Source organism: Kibdelosporangium philippinense (genome assembly GCF_021390435.2).
GTDB lineage: Bacteria > Actinomycetota > Actinomycetes > Mycobacteriales > Pseudonocardiaceae > Kibdelosporangium > Kibdelosporangium philippinense.
In genome coordinates, this window is sequence record NZ_JAJVCN010000001.1 from 2,190,083 (window position 1) to 2,213,165 (window position 23,083).

The window sequence follows — 23,083 nt, forward strand, 5'->3', positions numbered from 1 at the left end:
GGTACCGGAGTGTCCGCAACACTCACCCATTTACCGTCACCGTCCCAGGAACCCTTACCCGAAGGCAAAACCAACCGCTGGGCGTTCTGGCGTTCGCCGGCTGGTCAGCCTCCGTGGGCCCGGCCCGCGTTGCTGGGTATCGCGTTGGTCGCCCTTGTGCTTTATGCCTGGAACCTGCCGGTGGTCGACTACGCGCCGCTGTACTCGGAAGCCGTCAGGAGCATGTCCGGAAGCTGGAAGGCGTTCTTGTACGGCGCCATTGACCCGGCGGCGACGTACACGCTGGACAAGCTGGCCGGATCCTTTGTGCCGCAGGTCATCTCGGCCAAGATCTTCGGGTACAGCGAGTGGTCATTGGCACTGCCGCAGGTGATCGAGGGTGTGATCTCGGTACTGGTGATGTACCGGGTCGTGCGGCGATGGGCAGGTGTGACTCCCGGCTTGATCGCGGCGGGGATTTTCACCTTGACCCCGGTTGCCGCGTCGATGTTCGGGCACAGCATGCACGACGGGTTCCTGACGATGTGCTTGGTGTTGGCGGTTGACCAGTATCAGCGGGCTGTGCTGGACGGACGGCTGCGGTCGTTGGTATGGGCCGGTGTGTGGGTCGGGATCGGCTTCCAGGCAAAAATGTTGCAGGCGTGGATGATTCTGCCTGCGCTTGTGGTCGGCTATCTGTTGAGCGCCCCGATCGAAGTGCGCCGCCGGGTGAAGCATGTGGCGGTCGCAGGCGTGGTGACCTTGGCGGTGTCGCTGTCGTGGGTCGCGCTCTACACCTTCACCCCTGCCAGCGAACGGCCCTACGTCGACGGCAGCACGAACAACAGCGCCTTCGCCATGGTGTTCGGGTACAACGGTCTCGCGCGTCTGGGCATCAACCTACCGGGAGCGAGGGTGGTCAGCGAGACCGACGTTCCGGTGCTGGACCCCAACGTGCCGCCGCCTCCGATGGTCGACATCATTCCCACCATCAGGGGAAACCCGTGGGAGGACCCGACGAAGGCAGAGAGCCGGGAGAGCCCGAAGGAGTGGGGCAAGCTGTTCGACGGCCACCTCGCCATCGCGGTCGGCTGGCTGTTCCCGCTCGTGTTGATGACCCTGGTATGCGGGCTTTGGTGGTGGCGCAGGTCCGAGCGCACTGACCCGGTGCGTGGCGGGCTGGTGATGTGGGGCGTGTGGCTGCTGACTTTCGGGCTGATCTTCAGTGCTGGCGAGGTTCCGCACACCGCGTACGTGGCGTCACTCGCGCCCGCGGTCGCCGCTCTCTCCGCCCTGGGCATTGTGATGTTCTGGCAGTCGTATCGGCGCGTCGGCAGGCAGGCATGGCTACTGCCGGGCGTGGCCGCGGCCGAACTGGCCTGGGGCGCTTGGCTTTGGTCTCACTACCCCAACTTCCTGCCGTGGGCGATGTGGAGCGTGATCGCGCTCGGCGCGGTCGCCGTTGTCGCGCTGGTTCTGGTGCGTGTGCTCAAGAACGCCTCCAGCAGCCTGGTCACGGCCGCGCTTGCGATTGGTGTCGCGTCCATTCTGGCCGCGCCTGCCACGTATGCCTTCTCCGTGCTTGATCCTGACTACGCTGGCGCCTCCTACGACGCCAATGCCGGACCGGAGTCGGGCAAGATCCCGGGTGGACCGGAATCAGGCGAAATGCCAGTCGGCGGCGAAGGCGGTATGCCAGGTCCCGGCGGCGAGGGAGGGATGCCAGGCCCAGGAGGCGGTGCGCCAGGCCCGGGCGAGCTAGGCCCAGGAGGCTGAGCCGGATTGGCCAATTCCTCGTGAGTGGTTATGCGTGTTCTAACCCGCCTAACCACTCACGAGGTCCGACCAGGGGCATGCCGGTGACTCAGCCGGTGTCGTCCATCGTCTGATCGTTCCGGTGCCTAATGTCTGCCCGTATTCTGGCCCGCATGACTGATCAAATGGCGCGTGCGGCGGTGCGGACCACTCGCGCGAATGTTTTGCTGGCCTCGGCGGGCGAGCGGGGCGTTCTGTGCGACTTCTACAGCGAGACCGCCGCGGACATTTATCAGGACATCATGGGGGATGGCGACAAGGACGGCAGTCCGGAAGCCGGAGAGTACGCCACGCACATTCGCCCCGAGGCGGGACCGGTGCTGGAGTTGGCCGCGGGAACGGGCCGTCTCACGTTTCCTCTCCTTGATCTTGGCCTTGAAGTCACCGCTCTCGAATTGTCGGCCGCGATGCTCGGCGGCTTGCAGAAACGTTTGGCAGAAGCGCCAACGGAAATCCAAAAGAGGTGCACCGTTGTGCACGGGGACATGTCGGCCTTCTCTTTGGACACGCTCTTCGGAACAGTCATGATCAGCTCAGGTTCGATCAACGTCCTTGACGACGCCGACCGGCCCGGCGTCTACGCGTCGGTGCGTGACCACCTCGCGCCAGAGGGGCGATTCCTCCTCGGTGTGGCCATCTCTGAGGCTGTCGAGCAAGACGCTGTTGAGCGCCAGCAGGAGTTGCCAGGGAGGAGTGGACGCCGGTACGTACTGCACGCACGGCAGTCTCCCACTGAGGAGATCCACGAGATCACCATCTATCCCGCCGACGAAACCGCTGCCCCTTTCCTTGTCTGCACGAACCGGGTAAGGCTGCTCAAACAAGATCAGGTCGTACGGGAACTCGAACAGGCCGGATTCGATGTGATCGCACGGACTCCGTTCTCGTCGCCAGGTGCCGAAGGCGTGTTGTTGCTTGAGGCAGTGGTCCGCGGCTGAGGGAAACTCGTCCATCTTCGGAGAGTTCCCGCACCAAATCTCGGTCCGTATTCTTGCCCGCATGAGTGATCAATTGGCGCAGGACGCGGTGCGGACCACTCGCGCGGATGTTTTGCTGGCCTCGGCGGGCGAGCGAGGCATTCTGTGCGACTACTACAGCGAGACCGCCGCGGAAATCTATCGGGACATCATGGACGATGAGGGCGAGGACACTGGCGCCATCTCCGAGGCGCAGGAGTTCGCCAACCACATTCCCGCTGGATCGGCACCGGTGCTTGAGCTGGCCGCTGGCGCGGGACGCCTGACTTTCCCGTTGCTGGATCTCGGTCTTGAGATCACCGCTCTTGAACTTTCGGCCAAAATGGTTGCCACACTGAGCAAGCGGTTGGCTGAGGCGCCTGCTGAGGTCCAGGCTCGGTGCACCGCGGTGGTCGGCGACATGGCCGACTTCGCGTTCGACCAGCAGTTCCGCGCGGTGATCATCAGCCCTGGCACGATCGCTGTCCTTGACGACGAGGGCCGGGCCGGCCTGTACGCCTCGGTTCGCAAGCATCTCGCGCCAGGCGGGCAGTTCCTGGTCGGCGTCGGCCAGCAGAATCCCAACAAGGACGAGCCGCTTGAGCGCTTCCAGGACTTGACCGGTGCGAGCGGCCGGGAGTATGTGCTGCACCACCAACGTTGGTTCCCTGGGGACGAAGAGGTGCACGACATCACCATCTACCCCGCCGACGAAACCGCTGACCCGTTCCTCATCTGCACGCACCGCATGCGGATTCCCAACATGGACCGGATTGTGCGGGAATGCGAAGCGGCCGGATTCGACGTCACCGTGCAGCACTTCGCCGGGAAGCTGCCGCAGGACGTGCTGCTGCTCAAGGCGTCGGTGCCCGCCTGACACATGGAAAACCTCAGCGAGATGATCGCCGCTGAGGTTTTCCCAATGGCTTCAGGGAAGGCGCGCGGTGACGAGCTTGGCCAGCCGGGAGACGCCCTCTTCGATCAGGTCGGGCGTGAGCAGGCTGATCGACAGCCGGAGCTGGTTGAATCCGCCCTTGCCACCGAAGAAGTGATGCATCGGGGTGAACAGCACGCCGTGGTCGCGCGCGGCAGTGGCCAGCAGCTCATCGTCCACAGTGAACGGCACGGTCACGGTGACGAAGAACCCGCCTGTCGGCGTGTTCCAGCTGACCCCGTCGAGGCCGCCGAGCCTGCGGGACAGTTCGCCGAGCGTGAGCTGGAGGTTGCGCTGGTAGATGGCGATCTCACGGGCGTTGGCCTTGGTCAGGCTGAAGTCGTTGAGCAGCAGCTTCCCGGCGATCACGGCCTGCGCGATGGGGGAGGTGTTCACCGTGAGCATGCCCTTGAGCTTCGAGAGCTGGTCGGCGAGCAGGCCACCCCCGGCCACCTGCTGATCCGCCACCGCGTAGCCGACGCGAGCGCCAGGCATGCCGGTCTTGGCGAAGGAACCGATGTAGACCACGCTTCCCGACCGGTCGAGTGCCTTCAGTGTGGGCAGACGCTCAGTTCCGAAAAGCCCGTACGCGTTGTCCTCCAGCAGCAGAATGCCGTTGGCCTCGGCGACTTCCAGCAGCCGGTGGCGGGCGGGCAGGTCCATGCTTGTGCCGGTCGGGTTGGCGAAGTTCGGTGTCACGTAACAGGCCCGGACCCGCTTGCCCTGGTCCGAAGCCCGTTTCAACTGCAGCACAAGGTCTTCGGGGTCGATGCCGTTCTCGGTCGACCGGACCGGCCAGACGGGCGTGTCGGTCAGCAGCGCCGCCCCGGTCAGCCCGACGTACGTGGGGGCGGGCGCGAGCAGCACGTCGTTCTCGTTCGCGCGCAGTGTGCGCAGGATCAGGAACATGGCTTCCTGAGCGCCAACCGTGACCACCACGGACTCAGGAGCGGCGTTGATGTTCTCGTCCTCGGCGAGGTTGCGGGCGATCAGATCGGCGATCACGCCCTTCGTGGTGCCGTATTGGAACAGCGTGCGGGTGACCACCGCTTCGTCCAGTTTCCGATCACGCCGCAGATGGTCGCAGTACGCGTCGATGTACTGATGAATGAGCTGCACGTCGAAGAATTCTTCATACGGACGGCCAGCCGCCATGGAAATGGCTACCGGATATTCCTCGATCAACTCGTTCAGCAGGTTCATCGATGAGATGGCCGGATCGTTCAGCGATCCGTGTAGCGTTTCCATGCTCAATTGGGTGGACAGACCGTATGAATCCATGAATAGTAGGATTCCAGCTGCCGTCGCCGTGTCAAGTGCGGCCGGTTGACGCGATTCTCGCCGATTTCCACTGTCCATCGTCAATTACGCCAGACACTCGATCTCTGCGGGTACGGTCAGGCGAGTGCGCCACAGCACCTGGGGAAGGGCACAACCATTGAGGGGAAACAAGAACTCGTCGCCGCGCGCCCGTGTACGCGTGGTGGGCGACGGAGGACGTTCATGCTGATGACAACTGAGACCGGGATCCGGTTGTCGTATCACGACCATGGCGACGGCCCGCCTGTCCTGTTGCTCACCGGGACCGGAGCGCCGAGCTCGGTGTGGGACCTGCATCAGGTGCCCGCGCTGCGCGCCGCCGGGTTCCGGGTGATCACCATGGACAACCGTGGCATCCCGCCGAGTGACGAAGGCGCGGACGGGTTCACCATCGAGGACCTTGTCGCCGACGTGGCCGCCCTGATCGAGCACCTCGATGTGGCGCCGTGCCGCGTGGTCGGCACGTCGATGGGCTCGTACATCGCGCAGGAGCTGGCACTCAAGCACCCGGAGCTGCTTGACGCGGTCGTGCTGATGGCGGCCTGCGGCAAAAGCAGCCTCGTCCAGCGGGTGCTCGCGGAGGGCGAGGCGAAGCTGATCGAACTGGGCACCGAGCTGCCGCCGGGTTTCCTTCCCGCGGTTCGTGCCATGCACAACCTCGGGCCCGCGACGCTCGCCGACGACGACCTCACCGGGGACTGGCTCGACCTGTTCGAGGCGGCCGACAACTGGGGCCCCGGCGTCCGGGCGCAGCTGCGGCTGAGCGCGTTGCCCGACCGTCTCGACGCCTACCGTTCGATCAAGGTGCCCTGCCACGTCGTCTCGTTCGAGCATGACCTCGTGGCGCCGCAGGCCGCCGGACGCGAGCTCGCCGCCGCGATTCCCGGCGCCACGCACCGCACCATCCCCGGTTGCGGGCACTTCGGCTACTTGGAGAACCCGGAAGCGGTGAACCGTGAGCTGATCCGGTTCCTCCGCGCCGAGTCCGCCGCGCGACTGGAGGAGACCGCATGACCGGCGAGGCATCCACTGCGCCCGCGTTATTCGAGGCAACCACCGCCAAGGTGCCGGACCGACCGGCCGTGGCGATGGGGGCGACCACGCTGACCTACGCCGAGCTGAACGGTGAGGCCAATCTCCTCGCCCACAGGCTCGTCGAGCACGGGGTCGGCCCGGAGAAACTCGTCGCACTGGCGATGCCACGGTCGATCGAGTTCGTCATCGCGATTCTGGCCGTGCACAAGGCAGGCGCCGCGTACGTGCCCGTCGACCCGGACTATCCGGCGGATCGCAGGCGGCACATGCTCGATGACACCGCGGCGCATTGCCTGCTGGCCATGCCTGGGCAGGACGTTGCCGGTGCGCCGGTCGTGATGAGTGTGCAACGGCAGCCGGGCGGGTCGGCGCCGAACCTGACCGACCAGGACCGGCTCAGCCCGTTGCTGGCCAACCATCCCGCGTACGTCATCTACACGTCCGGCTCGACCGGGCAGCCGAAAGGCGTGCTGGTCACGCACCGCGGCATCCCGAACCTGGCTGACGACTACGTGCGTCGCCAGAACCTGGTGCCGGACAGCAGGTTGCTCGCCTTCGCGTCCCCGAGTTTCGACGCGGCCGTCGCCGAGTTCTGGCCGATCTGGCTGGCCGGTGGCTGCTTGGTGCTTGCGGCCGCGTCCGACCTGATTCCCGGCGAGCCACTGGCCCGGCTGGTCCGCGACCAGGGCATCACCCACATCACGCTGCCGCCGTCCGCGCTGGCACCGCTCGAGGAAGGCGGTGGCCTGCCGCCAGGACTGACGCTCCTGGTCGCGGGCGAGGCCTGCCCGGCGCCTGTCGCGAAGAGCTGGGCGCGCGACCGCGTGATGATCAACGCCTACGGTCCGACCGAGGCCACGGTCGCGGTCACCGCGAGCGACCCGCTGACCGGCGAAGGCACGCCACCGATCGGCAGGCCGATCACCAGCGTGAGCACGTACATCCTGGACGACCGGCTGCAACCCGTCCCGGAAGGCGACGTCGGCGAGCTGTACATGACCGGCCCCGGCCTCGCCCGTGGATACCTGCGTCGACCGGCCGCGACAGCCGAGCGGTTCCTGCCGAATCCCTTTGGCGGTCCGGGGGAGCGCATGTACCGCACCGGCGACCGCGTCTGGGCGGGTTCGGACGGCCAGCTCGTCTTCGTCGGCCGCGTCGACGACCAGCTGAAGGTTCGTGGTCATCGCATCGAGCCAGGCGAAGTCGAGTCCGCGCTGCTCGCGGTGGATGACGTGGCCCAGGCCGTGGTGACCGAGCACGACAACAGGCTCATCGCCTACGTGGTCGGCGTCGGAGGCGAACGGGTGGCAGCCGAAGACCTGTTGCCACCGCTGCGAAAGCGGCTGCCCGGCTACCTCGTACCTGACGTGGTCGTCAGCTTGCCGCGGCTGCCGACCTCGCCGAACGGCAAGATCGACCGGGCCGCGCTGCCCGATCCCGATCGGGAGGGCGCCGAGCGTGTGACGTCCGGGCGCGCGCCCAGCACGCCGACGGAAGTCCTGCTGGCCGGGTTGTTCGCCGAGGTGCTCGGCGTCAGCAGTGTCGGCGTCGACGACAGCTTCTTCGACATCGGCGGCCACTCGCTGCTCGCGACCCGTCTCGTCGCCCGTATCCGCGAAAGCCTGAAAGTCCGGCTGCGGGTGCAGGCCTTCTTCAACGCGCCGACCGTGGCACAGCTGGCCACCGTGCTCGACGGCGCATCGAGCTGACCGGGAGACCCTTCATGCGGACGACGACAGCCGTCGATCTTGGTAATCCGGATCTGTACACGAGCCTGGACCGGCACGCCCGCTGGCGTGAGCTCGCCGCGCAGGACGCGATGGTGTGGAGTGAGCCGGGCACCTCGCCCTCCGGCTTCTGGTCGGTGTTCTCGCACCGGGCCTGCGCCGCGGTCCTCGCGCCATCGGCGCCGTTCACCTCCGAGTACGGGATGATGATCGGCTTCGACCGTGACCACCCTGACCAGTCGGGCGGTCAGATGATGGTGGTCTCCGAGCAGGAGCAGCACCGCAAGTTGCGCAGGCTGGTCGGGCCGTTGTTGTCCAGGGCCGCGGCGCGAAAGCTCTCCGAGCGGGTGCGTACCGAGGTCAACGGAGTGCTTGACCAAGTGCTCGATGGCGCAGTGTTGGACGCTGCCACGGCGATCGGTCCGCGTATTCCCGCCGCGGTCGTGTGCGAGATCCTCGGTGTGCCCGCGCAGGACGAGGACATGCTCATCGAGCTGACCAATCACGCGTTCGGCGGCGAGGACGAGCTGTTCGACGGGATGACGCCACGCCAGGCGCACACCGAGATCCTCGTGTACTTCGACGAGCTGATCACCGCGCGCCGCGAACGTCCCGCTGACGATCTCGTCAGCGCGTTGGTGACCGATGACGCCCTGTCGATCGACGACGTATTGCTCAACTGCGACAACGTGTTGATCGGCGGCAACGAGACCACGCGGCACGCGATCACCGGCGCGGTGCACGTGCTCGCCACGGTTCCCGGCTTGCTGACCGGGCTGCAGGACGGGAGCGCGGACGTCGACGCCGTCGTGGAGGAGTTGCTGCGCTGGACATCGCCCGCGATGCACGTCCTGCGGGTGTCCACCGAGGACGTCACGATCAACGGCCAGGACCTGCCGGCCGGCACACCGGTGGTCGCGTGGTTGCCCGCGGCGAACCGGGATCCGGCCGAGTTCGACGACCCCGACACGTTCCTGCCCGGCCGGAAACCCAACCGGCACATCACGTTCGGCCACGGCATGCATCACTGCCTCGGCTCCGCGCTCGCCCGGATCGAGCTCTCGGTCCTGGTGCAGGTTCTTGCGGAGCGGGTGTCGCGGGTCGAGGTGCTGAGCGAGCCGGAGTGGCTGCGCGCGATCGTCGTGCAGGGCTATCGAGCGCTGCCAGTGCGATTCACGGGGCGGTGACGCGGGAATACCCGGCTGATTTGCCGTACACCCTCGGTTATGGCCGTGGGTGAACTGAGCTCGGCCTTTTCGGGCACTCCACGCGGTGTGTCTGGCCAGGCCAAGTGGCTTGTCCTTGCCCGTGCGGTGTCAAGCTGACAACCATTGATGCGAAATTGGCTTGCCGCCATCCTGTTTATCAGCAGGACATCTATTTCACGGAGGAAATACCTTGACTGCGGGATCGACTGTCCAGAATTTCCAGATCGACTATGTGGAAATGTATGTTGAAAATCTCGAGGTCGCCGCGTTCGGCTGGGTGGACAAGTACGCCTTCGCTGTCGCCGGTACCAGCCGGTCGGCTGACCACCGGAGCGTCGCGTTACGGCAGGGGCAGGTCACGCTGGTCCTGACCGAGCCCACGTCGGACCGTCATCCGGCGGCGGCGTACCTCCAGACCCACGGTGACGGCGTCGCCGACATCGCCTTGAGCACTCCGGACGTGTCGGCCGCGTACAAGGCCGCGGTGCAGGCGGGTGCGGAAGCCATCCGGGAGCCGGGCCAGCACTCGGAGGAAGCGATCGTCACGGCCACCATCGGCGGTTTCGGCGATGTCGTGCACACCCTGATCCAGCGCGACGGATCGGCACCCCAGATGCCGCCGGGCTTCACCGGCTCGCTGGAGGTGACCAACCACGGCAGGGGAGATGTCGACCTGCTCGGCATCGACCACTTCGCGATCTGCCTCAACGCGGGTGATCTCGACCCGACCGTGGAGTACTACAAGCAGGCACTCGGCTTCCAGCAGATCTTCGACGAGCACATCGTGGTCGGCGCACAGGCGATGAACTCGACTGTCGTGCAGAGCACGACCGGAGCGGTCACCCTCACCCTGATCGAGCCGGACCGCAACGCCGACCCCGGCCAGATCGACGAGTTCCTCAAGGGACACCAGGGCGCGGGTGTTCAGCACATCGCCTTCAACAGCGATGACGCGGTCCGCGCGGTCAAGGCGCTGTCCGAGCGTGGCGTTGCGTTCCTGAAGACTCCTGGGGCCTACTACGACCTGCTCGGCGAGCGGATCGAGCTGGCGACGCACACCCTCGACGACCTGCGCGCGACCAACGTGCTCGCCGACGAGGACCACGGCGGCCAGCTGTTCCAGATCTTCACCGCGTCCACGCACCCTCGGCACACCATCTTCTTCGAGGTCATCGAGCGACAGGGCGCAGGCACCTTCGGCAGTTCCAACATCAAGGCCCTGTACGAGGCCGTTGAGCTGGAACGCACTGGGCAGAGCGAATTCGGCGCCGCTCGTCGATGACGTACGTCTGCCTGACTGACCTCGAACACGCCGCACGGGACGTCCTGCGGGGCGAGATCTGGGACTTCCTCGCTGGGGGCAGCGGTGCGGAAGCGTCTCTGGGGGCCAACCGCACCGCGCTCGAGCGGATCTTCGTGATCCCCCGGATGCTGCGTGACCTGACGGACACCACCACCGAGGTCGAGATTCTCGGCCGGCGCGCCGCGCTGCCGATGGCGGTCGCGCCGGTCGCGTATCAGCGCTTGTTCCACCCCGATGGCGAGCTCGCGGCGGCTCGGGCAGCTCGTGACGCCGGTGTGCCGTACACCATCTGCACGTTGAGCAGTGTTGCGCTTGAACAGATCGCGGCCGTCGGCGGACGGCCGTGGTTCCAGTTGTACTGGCTGCGCGACGAGAAACGTTCCCTGGAACTGGTCCGCCGCGCGGAAGACGCGGGCTGCGAGGCGATCGTGTTTACCGTCGACGTGCCGTGGATGGGACGGCGGCTGCGTGACATGCGCAACGGCTTCGCGTTGCCGGAGTGGGTGACGGCGGCCAACTTCGACGCTGGAGCGGCCGCACACCGCCGTACCCAAGGGGTTTCGGCCGTCGCTGACCACACCGCGCGCGAATTCGCCGCGGCCACTTGGGAATCCGTGGAAGCTGTCCGCGCGCACACGGATTTGCCGGTGGTGCTCAAGGGGATCCTCGCGGTCGAGGATGCCCGTCGCGCGGTCGACGCGGGTGTCAGCGGAATCGTGGTGTCCAACCACGGAGGTCGTCAGTTGGACGGTGCAGTACCAGGCATCGAGATGCTCGGCGAGATCGCCGCGGCGGTGTCCGGCGGCTGCGAGGTGTTGCTGGACGGGGGAATCCGCAACGGCGGTGACGTCATGAAGGCGACCGCCCTTGGCGCGTCGGCTGTGCTGGTCGGGCGGCCCGTGATGTGGGGGCTGGCCGCGGCGGGCCAGGACGGCGCCCGGCAGGTGCTCGACCTGCTCGCCACCGAACTCCGAGACGCCATGGGGCTTGCGGGCTGTGAATCGGTGAGCGCGGCCCGTCGGCTGGACACGAGGACCGTTGGCGGCGGGATCCCGATGACCAATCAACTGGGGGTTGTTTGATGTCGTCCTACGTCGATTCATTACCCACCACGCTGCGCCCTCGTGATCACCGCGACCACGCGGACCGGATCGCCTTGTCGGCCGCGACCACCGACGGCGTGCACATGCGGACCGAGGACGTCCGCGCGTGGATCGCCGAACGCCGTGATGCCAACGTCTTCCATGTCGAACGCATCCCGTTCGCCGACCTGGACCAGTGGTGGTTCGAAGGTGTGACGGGCAATCTCGTGCACCGCAGCGGCCGGTTCTTCACCATCGAGGGCCTGCACGTGATCGAACACGATGGTCCGCACGGCGACGGTCCGTACCGGGAATGGCAGCAGCCGGTCATCAAGCAGCCCGAAGTGGGCATCCTCGGCATCCTGGCCAAGGAGTTCGACGGCGTGCTGCATTTCCTGATGCAGGCCAAGATGGAGCCGGGCAACCCCAACCTCGTACAGCTCTCGCCGACCGTGCAGGCCACCCGCAGCAACTACACCAAGGCACACGGCGGCACGAACGTGAAGCTGATCGAGTACTTCGCGCCGCCGGAACCCGACGGCGTGATCGTCGACGTTCTCCAGGCAGAGCAAGGATCGTGGTTCTTCCACAAGTCCAATCGCAACATGATCGTCGAGACCCGCGACGACGTGCCGATGTGGGACGACTTCTGCTGGCTCACGCTCGGGCAGATCGCGGAGCTGATGCACGAGGACGAGACGATCAACATGAACGCCAGGAGCGTGCTGGCGTGTTTGCCTTACCACGACACGGCTCCGGGCGCGCTGTTCTCCGATATCCAGCTGCTGTCGTGGTTCACCAACGAGCGTTCGCGCCACGATGTGCGTGCCCGCCGCATTCCGCTCACGGACGTCTGCGGCTGGAAGCAAGGCGTTGAGGCGATCGAGCACGAGGACGGCCGTTACTTCAAAGTCGTTGCGGTAGGGGTGAAAGGCAGCAACCGCGAGAAGGTCGCCTGGACCCAGCCGTTGCTCGAATCCGTCGGTCTTGGTGTCGTCGCGTTCCTCATTCGCGACATCGACGGCGTGCCGCACGTTCTGGTGCATGCCCGCGCTGATGGCGGTTTCCTCGACACGGTCGAGTTGGCGCCGACCGTCCAGTGCACGCCCCGCAACTACGCGCACCTGCCCGCGGAGAGCCGTCCGCCCTTCCTGGACTTCGTCGTGGACGCGCCACGGTCACGGATCCGTTACGAGGCAATCCATTCCGAGGAAGGCGGCCGTTTCCTCAACGCCAGGGCCCGATATCTCGCGGTCGAAGCGGACGAAACGGTCGAACCACCTCCTGGCTACGCCTGGGTGACGCCCGCACAGCTCACCGCGCTCACCCGGCACGGGCACTACGTCAACGTCGAGGCCCGTACGCTTCTCGCTTGTATCAACGCCGCGTCGGCACAGCCACAAGGAGTTGCCTGACATGAAGCTGATCACGGTCCTCGGCGCGTCGGGCTTCGTCGGCTCGGCTGTCACGCGCGCACTGGCACAACAGCCAATCCGGCTGCGAGCAGTGGCGCGCAGGCAGTTCACGCTCGCGCCTGGCCAAGCCGAGACAACCGTCATCTCCGCTGACCTCACCGACCGTGCCGCGCTCGCCAACGCAGTCAAGGGATCGGACGCGGTCGTGTCCCTGCTGTTGTCGGACGGCGGATGGCGCGTGGCCGAGACCGAGGAAGCCGAACGTGTGAACGTGGGCGTCATGCGGGACCTCATCGACATCATCGGCAGCGACAGCGGGACGCCCCCGTTGATCGTGTACGCCGGTGCCGCCTCGCAGGCCGGTGTGCCACCCCGGGAACCGATTGACGGCAGCGAGCCCGACAACCCGGCGACTCCGTACGACCAGCAGAAGCTGGCGGCGGAACTGATCCTCAAGAAGGCCACAGCCGATGGTCTGGTGCGCGGCATCAGCCTGCGTCTGCCCACGGTATTCGGTGAGACCACAGCAGAAGGCGCGAACCACGACCGTGGTGTCGTGTCCTTCATGGCACGGCGAGCCATCGACGGCCAGCCACTGACTGTGTGGGGCGACGGAACCGTTCGACGCGATCTGCTGCACGTCGAGGACGTCGCGACAGCGTTCACGGCTGCACTGGCCAACCCGGATTCCCTTGTTGGCGGCCACTGGCCGCTCGGCGCAGGCCGAGGCGACCAGCTCGGCGAGGTTTTCCGGCTCGTGGCAGACGAAGTCGCCGAGCACACCGGACAGCCCCCTGTCGACGTGACATGCGTGGAACCGCCGTCGCACGCGCCTGAGATCGATCTGCGCAGCGTCACCATCGATTCGACGCCGTTCCGGGCGCTCACCGGCTGGCGCCCAGAGATTTCGCTGTCCGAAGGAGTGCGTCGCACTGTCGCCGCATTGACGACACCAGTTCATGGAAAGGCTCGCGGATGACCACGCGTGTATGGGATTACCTGACCGAATACCAGGCCGAGCGGACCGACCTGCTTGACGCGGTCGAGACGGTCTTCGATTCGGGCCAGCTCGTGCTCGGCGCGAGCGTGCGCGGCTTCGAGTCGGAATTCGCCGCGTACCACGGGGTTTCGCACTGTGTCGGCGTCGACAACGGAACGAACGCGATCAAGCTTGGCCTGCAGGCGCTTGGCGTCGGACCGGGCGACGAGGTGATCACGGTGTCGAACACCGCGGCTCCGACCGTGGTCGCCATCGACGGCACGGGTGCGACGCCGGTCTTCGTCGACATCCGCGAGGACGACTTCCTGATGGACACCAGCCAGGTCGAGGCCGCGATCACCGACCGCACCAAGTGCCTGCTGCCTGTGCACTTGTACGGTCAGTGCGTGAACATGGCTCCGCTGAAGGAACTCGCCGCGAAGCACGGGCTGTCCATTTTGGAGGACTGCGCTCAGGCTCACGGGGCCAAGCAGGACGGTGTGATCGCGGGTTCGACCGGTAACGCGGCCGCGTTCTCCTTCTACCCGACCAAGGTGCTCGGCGCGTACGGCGACGGCGGCGCGACCATCACGTCCGACGAAGCCGTTGATCACAAGCTGCGGCGGTTGCGGTACTACGGCATGGACACGACCTACTACACGCTGGAAACGCCCGCCCACAACAGCCGTCTTGACGAGGTACAGGCTGAAATCCTGCGGCGCAAGCTCAAGCGGTTGGACACCTACATCGCTGGCCGTCAGGCCATCGCGCAGCGCTATGTCGACGGACTCGGCGACACCGAGCTGAAGCTGCCGCAGACCGTGCCAGGCAACTCGCACGTGTACTACGTCTACGTGGTGCGTCACCCGCGGCGCGACGACATCCTTGAGCGCCTCAAGGCGTACGACATTCACCTGAACATCAGCTACCCGTGGCCGGTGCACACCATGACCGGGTTCGCCAAGCTTGGCTACGCTGAGGGCTCGTTGCCGGTGACCGAGCGGCTCGCCAAGGAGATCTTCTCGCTGCCGATGTATCCAGCGCTCTCGCCGGACCTGCAGGACAAGATGATCCACGCGGTCCGCGAAGTCCTGTCCACCCTCTAGAACCCAGGAGCAGCTGTGCAAGCACGCAAACTGGCTGTCGAAGGCGCGATCGAGTTCACTCCTCGCGTCTTTCCCGACGACCGGGGGGCGTTCCTCTCGCCGTACCAGGAAGCGGCCTTCGTCGAGGCTCATGGCAGCCCGCTTTTCCGTGTGGCACAGACGAACCACAGCGTGTCCAAGCGTGGCGTGGTGCGGGGCGTGCACTACACCGCGACGCCGCCGGGTGTCGCCAAGTACGTCTACTGTGCCCGCGGTAAGGCGTTGGACATCGTGATCGACATCCGGGTCGGCTCACCGACGTTCGGGCAGTGGGACTCGGTGCTGATGGACCAGCAGGACCACCGGGCGTTGTACTTCCCGGTCGGCGTCGGCCACGCGTTCATCGCGCTTGAGGACGACACGGTCATGTCGTACATGATCTCGGGGACCTATGTGGCGAAGGACGAACTCGCGCTGTCCCCCTTGGATCCCGCGTTGGGGCTGCCGATCGAGACCAGTGGCGTCGAGCCGATCCTTTCCGAACGCGACCAGGTGGCCATCACCCTCGCCGAAGCACAGGAGCAAGGTCTGCTGCCGGACTACGCCAAGAGCCAGGAAATCGAGCGCCACCTTTGAAAACCCTCGTGAGTGGTTATCCGGGTTAGAACACGGATAACCACTCACGAGGTCATTTGAGGCTGGTGACGACCTCGGCGGGGCTTGGCATGGCGGCGACCTCGGTGGCAAGGGCACGGGCAGCGTCCCGCACTGCGGTGTCCGCCAACAGGAAACGGGCCTGCTCGGTGATGTCGTCGGCCGTGAAGTCCTCGACGAGCTGGGTGGCGACACCGGCCTTGACAGACGCCTCGGCGTTGGTTGAATGGTCGGCGCCTTGCGGCAGGAACAGCTGGGGGAGACCGGCGCCGAACGCGCCCAGCATCGTCCCGCTTCCGCCGTGGTGCACGACGATATCCACGTGGGGCAACAGTTCCCTTTGCGGGACCCACGTTTCGAGCCGCACGTTCGACGGCACCTCGCCAAGCAACTCGGCCTCGACGAACGGTCCGGTGGCGACCAGCACGTCGAGGTCGAGCGCGGCGAGGCCGATGGTCGCCTTGACCAATACGTCGCTGTTGCCGTACTGAGTGCCCAGCGTCACGTACGCCAGCGGACGGCTCCGGTCGCGATCAGCGATCCCGGCAGGCAGGTCACCCGGCACGCTCCAACCAACCGGCCGCAAGGGGATCCGGTTCGCCGTGGCGACGAACTCCTGTGATTGCACCGACTCCGGGCAGATGTCGACGATCGGGTCGCCGAACGGGGCCTCAAGCTCACCTTCCAGACCGAACTCGGCGGCCGTGGCCCGCATCTCCTCGCGGATTTCCTTGCCAGCGTCGTAGTCCGCCATCCGGCCGAAGTTGTGGCTGATACAAGGGATCCCGGCCCGCTTGGCCGCGTACGCCCCACCCGCGTTCGCCGCCTCGTAGACCACGAGATCCGGTCGTCGCTCGGCGAAAACCGGCTCAAGGTCGGCAACCACGGCCCGTGGTACGGCATCGCCGAACACCCGGCCAAGCAGCTTGAACAGCTTCTTCTGCGGAAGCGCCCTCGGGTCCCCGTCGACCCCCTTCAGCAGCTCGGTGAACGCCTGCTGCGGCGTGAGCCCGACCGGGATGCCGGTGATGCCTGCTTTCTCGATGTTCGGCAGGAATTCCGCTGCGGTCGCGAAGGCGACGTCGTGCCCGGCGTCACGCGCGGCGACGGCGAGCGGGATGAGCGGGAAGGAATGTCCGTAGGCCCCCAGAGCCGTGAATATCAGGCGCATGCGGCCACAGTAGCCATAAGCTGGGCGGACTTCCGGTGTCCGTGCGGTCGTTGGACGAGCTGGACCACCGAGATCAACCGAGGTTACGTTCACTCCGTCTGCCCATACTGGGGAAAGGTGAGACCGATGGACGCTGCGCAAGTCAAGCAGCTACTCCGTAGCAAACTCAGGACGTGGGGGTGGATGTATCGATGACTGTGGACGTCGCACCAGCCCAGGATTTGTCCGTCCTCACCGGACTGACCGAGATCACCCGGTTCGCCGGTGTCGGGACCGCCGTGTCCGACACGGCCTACACGCAGTCCGAGCTGCTCGAAATCCTCGACATCGAGGATCCCAAGATCCGGTCGGTCTTTCTCAACAGCGCGATCGATCGGCGTTTCCTCACGCTGCCACCAGAGAGCCCAAGCGGCGCACGGTCGTCCGAACCGCAGGGCGATCTACTGGACAAACACAAGAAACTCGCCGTCGACATGGGGTGCCGGGCGCTCGAGGAGTGCCTGAAGTCGGCGGGCGCAACGCTTTCGGACTTGCGTCATCTGTGCTGCGTGACCTCGACGGGGTTCCTGACGCCCGGTCTGAGCGCGCTGATCATCCGCGAGATGGGCATCGACCCGCATTGCAGCCGTTCCGACGTCGTCGGCATGGGCTGCAACGCGGGCCTGAACGCGCTCAACGTGGTCTCCGGATGGTCCGCTGCGCACCCGCGTGAGCTCGGCGTCGTCCTGTGCAGCGAGGCGTGTTCGGCCGCATACGCCCTCGACGGCACGATGCGGACCGCGGTGGTCAACAGCCTGTTCGGTGACGGATCCGCTGCCCTCGCAGTCGTTTCCGGTGACAGCCGGGTGGAAGGCCCGCGTGTCCTGAAGTTCGCGAGCTACATCATCACCGACGCCATCGAGGCGATGCGGTACGACTGGGACCGCGACCAGGACCGGTTCAGCTTCTTCCTCGACCCACAGATTCCGTACGTGGTCGGCGCGCACGCCGAGATCGTCGCCGACCGGCTGCTGGCCGGAACCGGCCTGCGACGCAGCGACATCAGTCACTGGCTCGTGCACTCCGGCGGCAAGAAGGTGGTTGACGCCGTCGTGATCAACCTCGGCCTGAGCAGGCACGACGTCCGCCACACCACCGGTGTGCTGCGCGACTACGGCAACCTTTCCAGCGGATCGTTCCTCTTCTCCTACGAGCGGCTCGCCGAAGAAGGCGTCACTCAGCCGGGGGACTACGGCGTACTCATGACCATGGGGCCTGGCTCCACAATCGAAATGGCGCTCATCCAATGGTAAATAGCGATCTGGTGCTGCGACTCGATGGCGCGCAGCCACTGTCGGCCACGTCGGTCGAGGAACTGGTCAGCCTGTGCGACCGCGCCGAGGACCACCGGGAATCCGGTCCCGTCACGATTCACGTCACGGGTGTCCCGTCGGCAGACTGGTCCGAGGGACTGACGGTCGGTTTGGTCTCCAAGTGGGAACGCGCGGTGCGCCGGTTTGAACGGCTCAACCGGGTCACGGTCGCGGTGGCGTCCGGCGACTGCGCCGGAACCGCGCTGGACGTGCTGCTCGCCGCCGACGTGCGGATTGCCGCCGCGGGGACGCGGTTGCTGCTGTCCTGGGCTGGCGGCGCGACGTGGCCAGGGATGACCCTGCACCGGCTGACCCAACAGGCCGGTGCGGCCGCCATCCGGCGGGCAGTCCTGCTCGGCGTCCCGATCGAGGCCGACCGGGCGCTCGCGCTCAACTTGATCGACGAGGTGTCCGACGACCCGGCGGCGACTTTGGCCTCGTTGACCGAGGCGGCCGGTGCGATCGATGGCGCGGAGATCGCGATTCGCCGTCAGCTGATCTTCGAGGCCGGGTCGACCGCCTTCGAGGACGCGCTCGGTGCTCACCTGGCCGCGGCGGACCGAGCCTTGCGGCGGGAAGCTGCGTCGTGACAACGGTTTCATTGTCGGTCGAGCGAGTCGATGACGAGATCAGGGCGATGCGCATGGACTACGTGCAGACCCACGCGGAGGAGATCTACGACTCCTTGACCGCTGGCCGCGCCAAGTACCTGCGTATCGACGAGCTCGTCCGAGCGGCCGCCGTCGCTTATCCCGGCCTTGTGCCCACGGATGAGCAGATGGCGGCCGAGCGCTCGCGGCCACAGGCGGAGAAGGCAGGCCGCGAGATCGACCAGGGGATCTTCCTGCGCGGGATCCTGCGCGCCCCGAAGGCCGGTCAGCACCTGCTCGACGCCATGCTCCGGCCCACCACCAGGGCTTTGCAGCTGCTGCCAGAGTTCGTCGAATCCGGTGTGGTGCAGATGGAAGCGGTCAGGCTGGAGCGCCGGGATGGCGTCGCGTATGTGACGCTGTGCCGGGACGACTGCCTGAACGCCGAGGACGTCGAGCAGGTCGACGACATGGAGACCGCCGTCGACCTGGCGCTGCTTGATCCATCCGTCCGGGTCGGGATGGTCCGGGGTGGAGAGATGACTCATCCCCGGTATCTGGGGCGCCGGGTGTTCTGCGCGGGCATCAACCTCAAGAAGCTGAGCTCCGGCGACATCCCGCTGGTGGATTTCCTGCTGCGGCGGGAACTCGGCTACATCCACAAGATCGTCCGTGGCGTGTTCACGGGCGATTCGTGGCATTCGCCGTTCGTCGACAAGCCATGGCTGGCCGCTGTGGACTCGTTCGCCATCGGCGGCGGGGCTCAACTGCTGCTGGTGTTCGACCATGTGGTGGCGGCGTCCGACGCGTACTTCAGCCTGCCCGCAGCGAAGGAAGGGATCATTCCCGGCGCGTCGAACTTCCGGCTCAGCCGGATCACCGGGCCACGCGTGGCCCGGCAGGTGATCCTGGGCGGCCGTCAGATCCGGGCGGACGAACCGGACGCGCGGTTGCTTGTGGACGAGGTGGTGGCGCCGGGGGAGATGGACGTGGCGATCTCCCGTGCGCTGGCCAGCCTCGACGCGGACGCGGTCCGGGCCAACCGGCGCATGCTGAATCTGGCCGAGGAGCCGCCCGACGAGTTCCGGCGGTACATGGCCGAGTTCGCCTTGCAGCAGGCCCTCCGGATCTACGGTGAGGATGTGATCAGCAAAGTCGGCAGATTCGGAGCGGGATGAGCTACGCACGGGTGCAGTACTCGAAGAGAGACCACGTCGCCTACGTGACGATGAATCGGCCCGAAGTGCTCAACGCGATGGACCGCCAGATGCACACGGAACTCGCCGAGATCTGGGACGACGTCGAGGCCGACGATGATGTCAGGGCGGTGGTCCTGACCGGTGCCGGGACCCGCGCGTTCTCCGTCGGCCAGGACCTCAAGGAACGCGCGCAGCGCAACTCCTCGGGCGAGCCGGAGTCGACGTTCGGCAGCCGGGGCCAGGCAGGCCATCCCCGGCTGACCGACCGTTTCACGCTCTCCAAGCCCGTGGTCGCCCGGGTACACGGCTACGCACTGGGCGGCGGCTTCGAGCTGGCGCTGGCGTGCGACATCGTTATTGCCTCGTCGGAGGCGGTATTCGCCCTGCCAGAAGTCCAGCTCGGCCTGATCGCCGGGGCGGGCGGGGTGTTCCGGCTGCCGCGTCAGCTGCCGCAGAAGGTGGCGATGGGCTACCTGCTGACCGGGCGCCGGATGGATGCGGCGACAGCGCTGCAATACGGTCTGGTCAACGAGGTTGTGCCGGTGGACTCATTGGATCAGTGCGTCGCCGAATGGACCGACAGCCTCGTGCGCGCCGCGCCGCTGTCGGTGCGCGCGATCAAGGAGGCTGTTCTTCGGTCACTCGACCTCCCGCTCGAGGAGGCGTTCACCACGTCGTACGTGTGGGAGGAGCGCCGCAGGCGCAGCAGCGACGCGGTCGAGGGCGTCCGAGCCTTTACTGAGAAGCGAAATCCTGTCTGGACAGGCCGTTACGAGTGAAAATGGATACAAGGCTTTGACCGCAGGCCGGGTCTGGAAGTCCCGGCACTCCCTACCGCCCGGTGCGGGCAGAAACCGTGGATATCTGTGATGACACCCACCGCCACCGCGGTTGATCTCGACAATCAACGCATCGACCGCATGGTTCCCCTGGTCACCCCCGCCCTGCTGCACCACGAACTGCCGCTGAGCGCGGACGCGGCGGAGACGGTGCGACAAGGCCGCGAGGCGGTCGTGCGCGTCCTCGACGGTTCGGACGACCGCCTGCTCGTGATCGCCGGCCCATGCTCGATCCACGACCCCGCCGCGGCACTGGAATACGCCGACCACCTGGCCACCGCGGCCACCCAGTTCGCCGACGACCTGCTGATCGTGATGCGTGTGTACTTCGAGAAACCCCGCACGATCGGAGGCTGGAAAGGGCTCATCAACGACCCGCACCTCGACGGAACCGGCGACGTCAACCACGGCCTGCGAATCGCCCGGCACCTCCTGCTTGAGCTGGCCGAACGCGGCCTGCCGACCGCGGTCGAATGGCTCGACACCACCATCCCCGCGTACCTCGCCGACACAGTGTCCTGGGGCGCGATCGGCGCACGGACGGTCGAAAGCCAGAACCACCGCATGCTGGCCAGCGGCCTGTCCATGCCCGTCGGCTTCAAGAACCGTCGGGATGGCGATGTCACGGTGGCTATCGACGCGATCCGTGCGGCCGCGGCCCGTCATGTGGTTCCCGGCGTAAACCCAAGTGGCCTGCCCGCGATCCTGCACACGGTTGGCAATCCGGACTGCCATCTCGTGCTGCGCGGCGGAAACAACGCGCCCAACCACTACCCAGCGTCTGTCCACAGTGCACTGGCCGCACTGCGGGACGCCGGGCAGCCTGCCCGTGTTGTGATCGACGCGAGCCATGACAACAGCCGTAAGGACCACAACCAACAACCTGTTGTCGCAGAAGAGATCGCCGAGCAGATCAAGGACGGCCAGCGCGGCATCGTCGGCGTCATGCTCGAGTCGAACCTCAAGGCAGGTCGCCAAGATCTGCGCCCAGGCCAGCCATTGACCTACGGCCAATCCATCACGGACGCCTGCATCGACTTCACCACCACACAGACGGTCCTGCACAACCTCGCCTCAGCGACCGCCGCCCGTAGGCGGTGAATTAGCTGCGAAGCGGCGGGCGAATCCATCGCCCGCCGCTTCAGAGGTCACGAATTTTTCCTACGGAGTTTGATCTTTCGCGGCGTTGTAGACATCGAGAACGTGGTTGTCGTAATAAGGGCCAGAATTGGCTCCATTAAGGATGCCCTGGGTGGCGCTGATTACGTAACCGAGGCCGTTGGGTTGGTAATCCTCCAGCCATGGTCCGCCGCTGGCGCCGCCGCCGAAATCACAGCCGAGTCGATATGCGTTGGCTCCCGGCCACTGGTCAGTGGTTCCCCAGCAGTACCACTGCACCTCGCCACCGTCGCGGTTTCCTGGATAGCCTGCGATGTGCACGAAACGGCTGTAGCTGCCGTTCACCCGGAATCCGTGGCCACCTGCCGCGTTGACCACCTGCTGGCCGAAGCCGTTGTTGTGCGTCACCACGAACGCGAAGTCCCGCTGCCAGTCGTTTCGGACCGACCAGCCTGTTGAGTAGTGGAACCAGTAAGCGGAGAACCGGCCTCGTGGCTCGGCGCCGCGCTGGTAGCCCGGGATGAAGACCCAGTTCAGCATGACCTGGCCGTTGCCGCCGCCGACGACCGCGCAGTGGCCCGCGGTGGAGACGAGGCGTTTCGATCCGCTGTTCAGTGCGCTTCCCGAGCAGGCATATCCCCGGTTGTCCCGTGGGTCGACGAAGAAGATCTTGCCGTTGGTGTTGGAGAACCAGGCGTCCTGGGTTGACGGGCCGCCGGCCGCGGGTGCCACCGGAGTTGAGGCGGTCACCTCTTTCGCAAGCGCGGCAGGCGCCTTTTCATTCGTTGTGCCGGTGGTTGGAACGATGGGAATGGCGGCGGCGAGTCGTTCTGGCGTCCAGTAGTCGTTGACAATCCGCTCAGCGTCTTCAGCCGAAACCTTCCGCTGCGCGCCGACGCTCTCGTCCCAGACGACCGCGGCCGTGCTGACGATCGCCTCGTTAGCCGACGTGGATTCGGCCGCCGCTGGCGTCGTGACCAGTATCGACGCCGTCAGCGTCAGGCTGGAAATGGCAACGAGCATCGATCTTCGGGTCATTCTCATGGAACCCCCGTAAACAGGATTTTCATACTGCCGAATTACCCGGTCAACTCTCCACATTACGGAGCTGATTGTGATTCAACAACCGCCTACCGGCGGAGGCGGTATTCCGTCCGCCGGACCAATGGGATGATCCGAATATAGTGAACGTAAATGTGGGAATAAGAGGGGTGTCCCTGGTCTCGGTCAGCGTGCCGTCCCGACGCCGGGCCGTCGGGACAACCTTGGCCTGGATCATCCGACACCGCAGCTGTGTCCGGATGACAAACGACTACCTGAA

General features: G+C 66.0%; 20 protein-coding genes. 17 read left to right on the forward strand and 3 right to left on the reverse strand.

Annotation, left to right across the window (positions count from 1 at the left end; genetic code table 11):
* Positions 1-9: 9 nt before the first annotated feature.
* The 3 genes from LWC34_RS09975 (at position 10) to mpaM (LWC34_RS09985) (ending at position 3,627) form a co-directional block, all read left to right on the forward strand.
* Positions 10-1,755, forward strand: a complete 1,746-nt coding sequence (locus tag LWC34_RS09975; protein ID WP_233724712.1) for an ArnT family glycosyltransferase — start codon at positions 10-12, stop codon at positions 1,753-1,755.
* Between the two features lie 152 nt (positions 1,756-1,907).
* Entirely contained in the window at positions 1,908-2,732 is an 825-nt protein-coding gene (mpaM, locus tag LWC34_RS09980) for a daptide-type RiPP biosynthesis methyltransferase (RefSeq protein ID WP_233724713.1), read from the forward strand.
* Positions 2,733-2,793: 61 nt separating this feature from the next.
* Positions 2,794-3,627 (forward strand): daptide-type RiPP biosynthesis methyltransferase, encoded by an 834-nt coding sequence (mpaM, locus tag LWC34_RS09985; RefSeq protein ID WP_233724714.1) that lies wholly within the window; start codon positions 2,794-2,796, stop codon positions 3,625-3,627.
* A 51-nt stretch (positions 3,628-3,678) separates the two neighbouring features.
* Here the strand turns inward: mpaM (LWC34_RS09985) and LWC34_RS09990 are convergent, their stop codons facing one another.
* Entirely contained in the window at positions 3,679-4,965 is a 1,287-nt protein-coding gene (locus LWC34_RS09990) for an aminotransferase-like domain-containing protein (RefSeq protein WP_233724715.1), read from the reverse strand.
* 222 nt (positions 4,966-5,187) lie between these two features.
* Between LWC34_RS09990 and LWC34_RS09995 the strand changes: the two genes are divergently transcribed.
* The 9 genes from LWC34_RS09995 (at position 5,188) to LWC34_RS10035 (ending at position 15,474) form a co-directional block, all read left to right on the forward strand.
* Entirely contained in the window at positions 5,188-6,018 is an 831-nt protein-coding gene (locus tag LWC34_RS09995) for an alpha/beta fold hydrolase (RefSeq protein ID WP_233724716.1), read from the forward strand.
* A complete protein-coding gene (locus tag LWC34_RS10000; protein ID WP_233724717.1) occupies positions 6,015-7,748 on the forward strand; it encodes an amino acid adenylation domain-containing protein in 1,734 nt (577 codons plus the stop codon). The genes LWC34_RS09995 and LWC34_RS10000 overlap by 4 nt, the downstream gene beginning before the upstream one ends.
* A 14-nt stretch (positions 7,749-7,762) precedes the next feature.
* Entirely contained in the window at positions 7,763-8,953 is a 1,191-nt protein-coding gene (locus LWC34_RS10005; protein ID WP_233724718.1) for a cytochrome P450, read from the forward strand.
* Positions 8,954-9,164: 211 nt separating this feature from the next.
* Entirely contained in the window at positions 9,165-10,256 is a 1,092-nt protein-coding gene (gene hppD / locus LWC34_RS10010) for a 4-hydroxyphenylpyruvate dioxygenase (RefSeq protein ID WP_233724719.1), read from the forward strand.
* A complete protein-coding gene (locus tag LWC34_RS10015) occupies positions 10,253-11,359 on the forward strand; it encodes an alpha-hydroxy acid oxidase (protein ID WP_233724720.1) in 1,107 nt (368 codons plus the stop codon). The genes hppD and LWC34_RS10015 overlap by 4 nt, the downstream gene beginning before the upstream one ends.
* Positions 11,359-12,774, forward strand: coding sequence for an NDP-hexose 2,3-dehydratase family protein (locus tag LWC34_RS10020; RefSeq protein ID WP_233724721.1), 1,416 nt, complete (start codon positions 11,359-11,361; stop codon positions 12,772-12,774). The genes LWC34_RS10015 and LWC34_RS10020 overlap by 1 nt, the downstream gene beginning before the upstream one ends.
* Before the next feature lies 1 nt (position 12,775).
* Entirely contained in the window at positions 12,776-13,753 is a 978-nt protein-coding gene (locus LWC34_RS10025) for an NAD-dependent epimerase/dehydratase family protein (protein WP_233724722.1), read from the forward strand.
* A complete protein-coding gene (locus LWC34_RS10030; protein ID WP_233724723.1) occupies positions 13,750-14,859 on the forward strand; it encodes a DegT/DnrJ/EryC1/StrS family aminotransferase in 1,110 nt (369 codons plus the stop codon). The genes LWC34_RS10025 and LWC34_RS10030 overlap by 4 nt, the downstream gene beginning before the upstream one ends.
* Before the next feature lie 15 nt (positions 14,860-14,874).
* On the forward strand, positions 14,875-15,474 hold the full coding sequence (locus tag LWC34_RS10035; protein WP_233724724.1) for a dTDP-4-dehydrorhamnose 3,5-epimerase family protein: 600 nt from the start codon (positions 14,875-14,877) through the stop codon (positions 15,472-15,474).
* Between the two features lie 52 nt (positions 15,475-15,526).
* Here LWC34_RS10035 and LWC34_RS10040 read toward each other — a convergent pair whose 3' ends face one another.
* Positions 15,527-16,663, reverse strand: coding sequence for a glycosyltransferase (locus LWC34_RS10040; protein ID WP_233724725.1), 1,137 nt, complete (start codon positions 16,661-16,663; stop codon positions 15,527-15,529).
* Between the two features lie 191 nt (positions 16,664-16,854).
* Here LWC34_RS10040 and dpgA point away from each other — a divergent pair, with 191 nt between their 5' ends.
* The 5 genes from dpgA to LWC34_RS10065 all read left to right on the forward strand — a co-directional run bounded on the left by dpgA (position 16,855) and on the right by LWC34_RS10065 (position 21,744).
* On the forward strand, positions 16,855-17,955 hold the full coding sequence (dpgA, locus tag LWC34_RS10045; RefSeq protein WP_233724726.1) for a 3,5-dihydroxyphenylacetyl-CoA synthase DpgA: 1,101 nt from the start codon (positions 16,855-16,857) through the stop codon (positions 17,953-17,955).
* Positions 17,956-17,966: 11 nt separating this feature from the next.
* Positions 17,967-18,605: an enoyl-CoA-hydratase DpgB gene (gene dpgB / locus LWC34_RS10050; protein ID WP_233724727.1), complete on the forward strand. Its 639-nt coding sequence runs from the start codon at positions 17,967-17,969 to the stop codon at positions 18,603-18,605.
* Entirely contained in the window at positions 18,602-19,783 is a 1,182-nt protein-coding gene (gene dpgC, locus LWC34_RS10055) for a (3,5-dihydroxyphenyl)acetyl-CoA 1,2-dioxygenase DpgC (RefSeq protein WP_308200004.1), read from the forward strand. The genes dpgB and dpgC overlap by 4 nt, the downstream gene beginning before the upstream one ends.
* Positions 19,780-20,583, forward strand: a complete 804-nt coding sequence (gene dpgD, locus LWC34_RS10060) for an enoyl-CoA-hydratase DpgD (RefSeq protein ID WP_233724728.1) — start codon at positions 19,780-19,782, stop codon at positions 20,581-20,583. Before dpgC ends, dpgD begins: the two co-directional genes overlap by 4 nt.
* A gap of 90 nt (positions 20,584-20,673) precedes the next feature.
* The gene (locus tag LWC34_RS10065) at positions 20,674-21,744 is read left to right on the forward strand and encodes a 3-deoxy-7-phosphoheptulonate synthase (protein WP_233724729.1); all 1,071 of its coding nucleotides are present in this window, start codon (positions 20,674-20,676) and stop codon (positions 21,742-21,744) included.
* A 60-nt stretch (positions 21,745-21,804) separates the two neighbouring features.
* Here LWC34_RS10065 and LWC34_RS10070 read toward each other — a convergent pair whose 3' ends face one another.
* The gene (locus LWC34_RS10070) at positions 21,805-22,800 is read right to left on the reverse strand and encodes a trypsin-like serine peptidase (protein ID WP_233724730.1); all 996 of its coding nucleotides are present in this window, start codon (positions 22,798-22,800) and stop codon (positions 21,805-21,807) included.
* Between the last annotated feature and the right edge of the window lie 283 nt (positions 22,801-23,083).

What these genes read in the sequence shown, in the direction of transcription:
- LWC34_RS10040 (WP_233724725.1), bottom strand. Translation starts at nt 16,663, where the DNA reads ATGCGCCTGATATTCACGGCTCTGGGGGCCTACGGACATTCCTTCCCG.
- LWC34_RS10015 (WP_233724720.1), top strand. Translation starts at nt 10,253, where the DNA reads ATGACGTACGTCTGCCTGACTGACCTCGAACACGCCGCACGGGACGTC.
- dpgD (WP_233724728.1), top strand. Translation starts at nt 19,780, where the DNA reads ATGAGCTACGCACGGGTGCAGTACTCGAAGAGAGACCACGTCGCCTAC.
- LWC34_RS10005 (WP_233724718.1), top strand. Translation starts at nt 7,763, where the DNA reads ATGCGGACGACGACAGCCGTCGATCTTGGTAATCCGGATCTGTACACG.
- mpaM (WP_233724714.1), top strand. Translation starts at nt 2,794, where the DNA reads ATGAGTGATCAATTGGCGCAGGACGCGGTGCGGACCACTCGCGCGGAT.
- dpgA (WP_233724726.1), top strand. Translation starts at nt 16,855, where the DNA reads ATGACTGTGGACGTCGCACCAGCCCAGGATTTGTCCGTCCTCACCGGA.
- mpaM (WP_233724713.1), top strand. Translation starts at nt 1,908, where the DNA reads ATGACTGATCAAATGGCGCGTGCGGCGGTGCGGACCACTCGCGCGAAT.
- LWC34_RS09995 (WP_233724716.1), top strand. Translation starts at nt 5,188, where the DNA reads ATGCTGATGACAACTGAGACCGGGATCCGGTTGTCGTATCACGACCAT.
- LWC34_RS09990 (WP_233724715.1), bottom strand. Translation starts at nt 4,965, where the DNA reads ATGGATTCATACGGTCTGTCCACCCAATTGAGCATGGAAACGCTACAC.
- LWC34_RS10020 (WP_233724721.1), top strand. Translation starts at nt 11,359, where the DNA reads ATGTCGTCCTACGTCGATTCATTACCCACCACGCTGCGCCCTCGTGAT.
- LWC34_RS10025 (WP_233724722.1), top strand. Translation starts at nt 12,776, where the DNA reads ATGAAGCTGATCACGGTCCTCGGCGCGTCGGGCTTCGTCGGCTCGGCT.
- LWC34_RS10070 (WP_233724730.1), bottom strand. Translation starts at nt 22,800, where the DNA reads ATGACCCGAAGATCGATGCTCGTTGCCATTTCCAGCCTGACGCTGACG.
- LWC34_RS10065 (WP_233724729.1), top strand. Translation starts at nt 20,674, where the DNA reads ATGACACCCACCGCCACCGCGGTTGATCTCGACAATCAACGCATCGAC.
- LWC34_RS10000 (WP_233724717.1), top strand. Translation starts at nt 6,015, where the DNA reads ATGACCGGCGAGGCATCCACTGCGCCCGCGTTATTCGAGGCAACCACC.
- LWC34_RS10030 (WP_233724723.1), top strand. Translation starts at nt 13,750, where the DNA reads ATGACCACGCGTGTATGGGATTACCTGACCGAATACCAGGCCGAGCGG.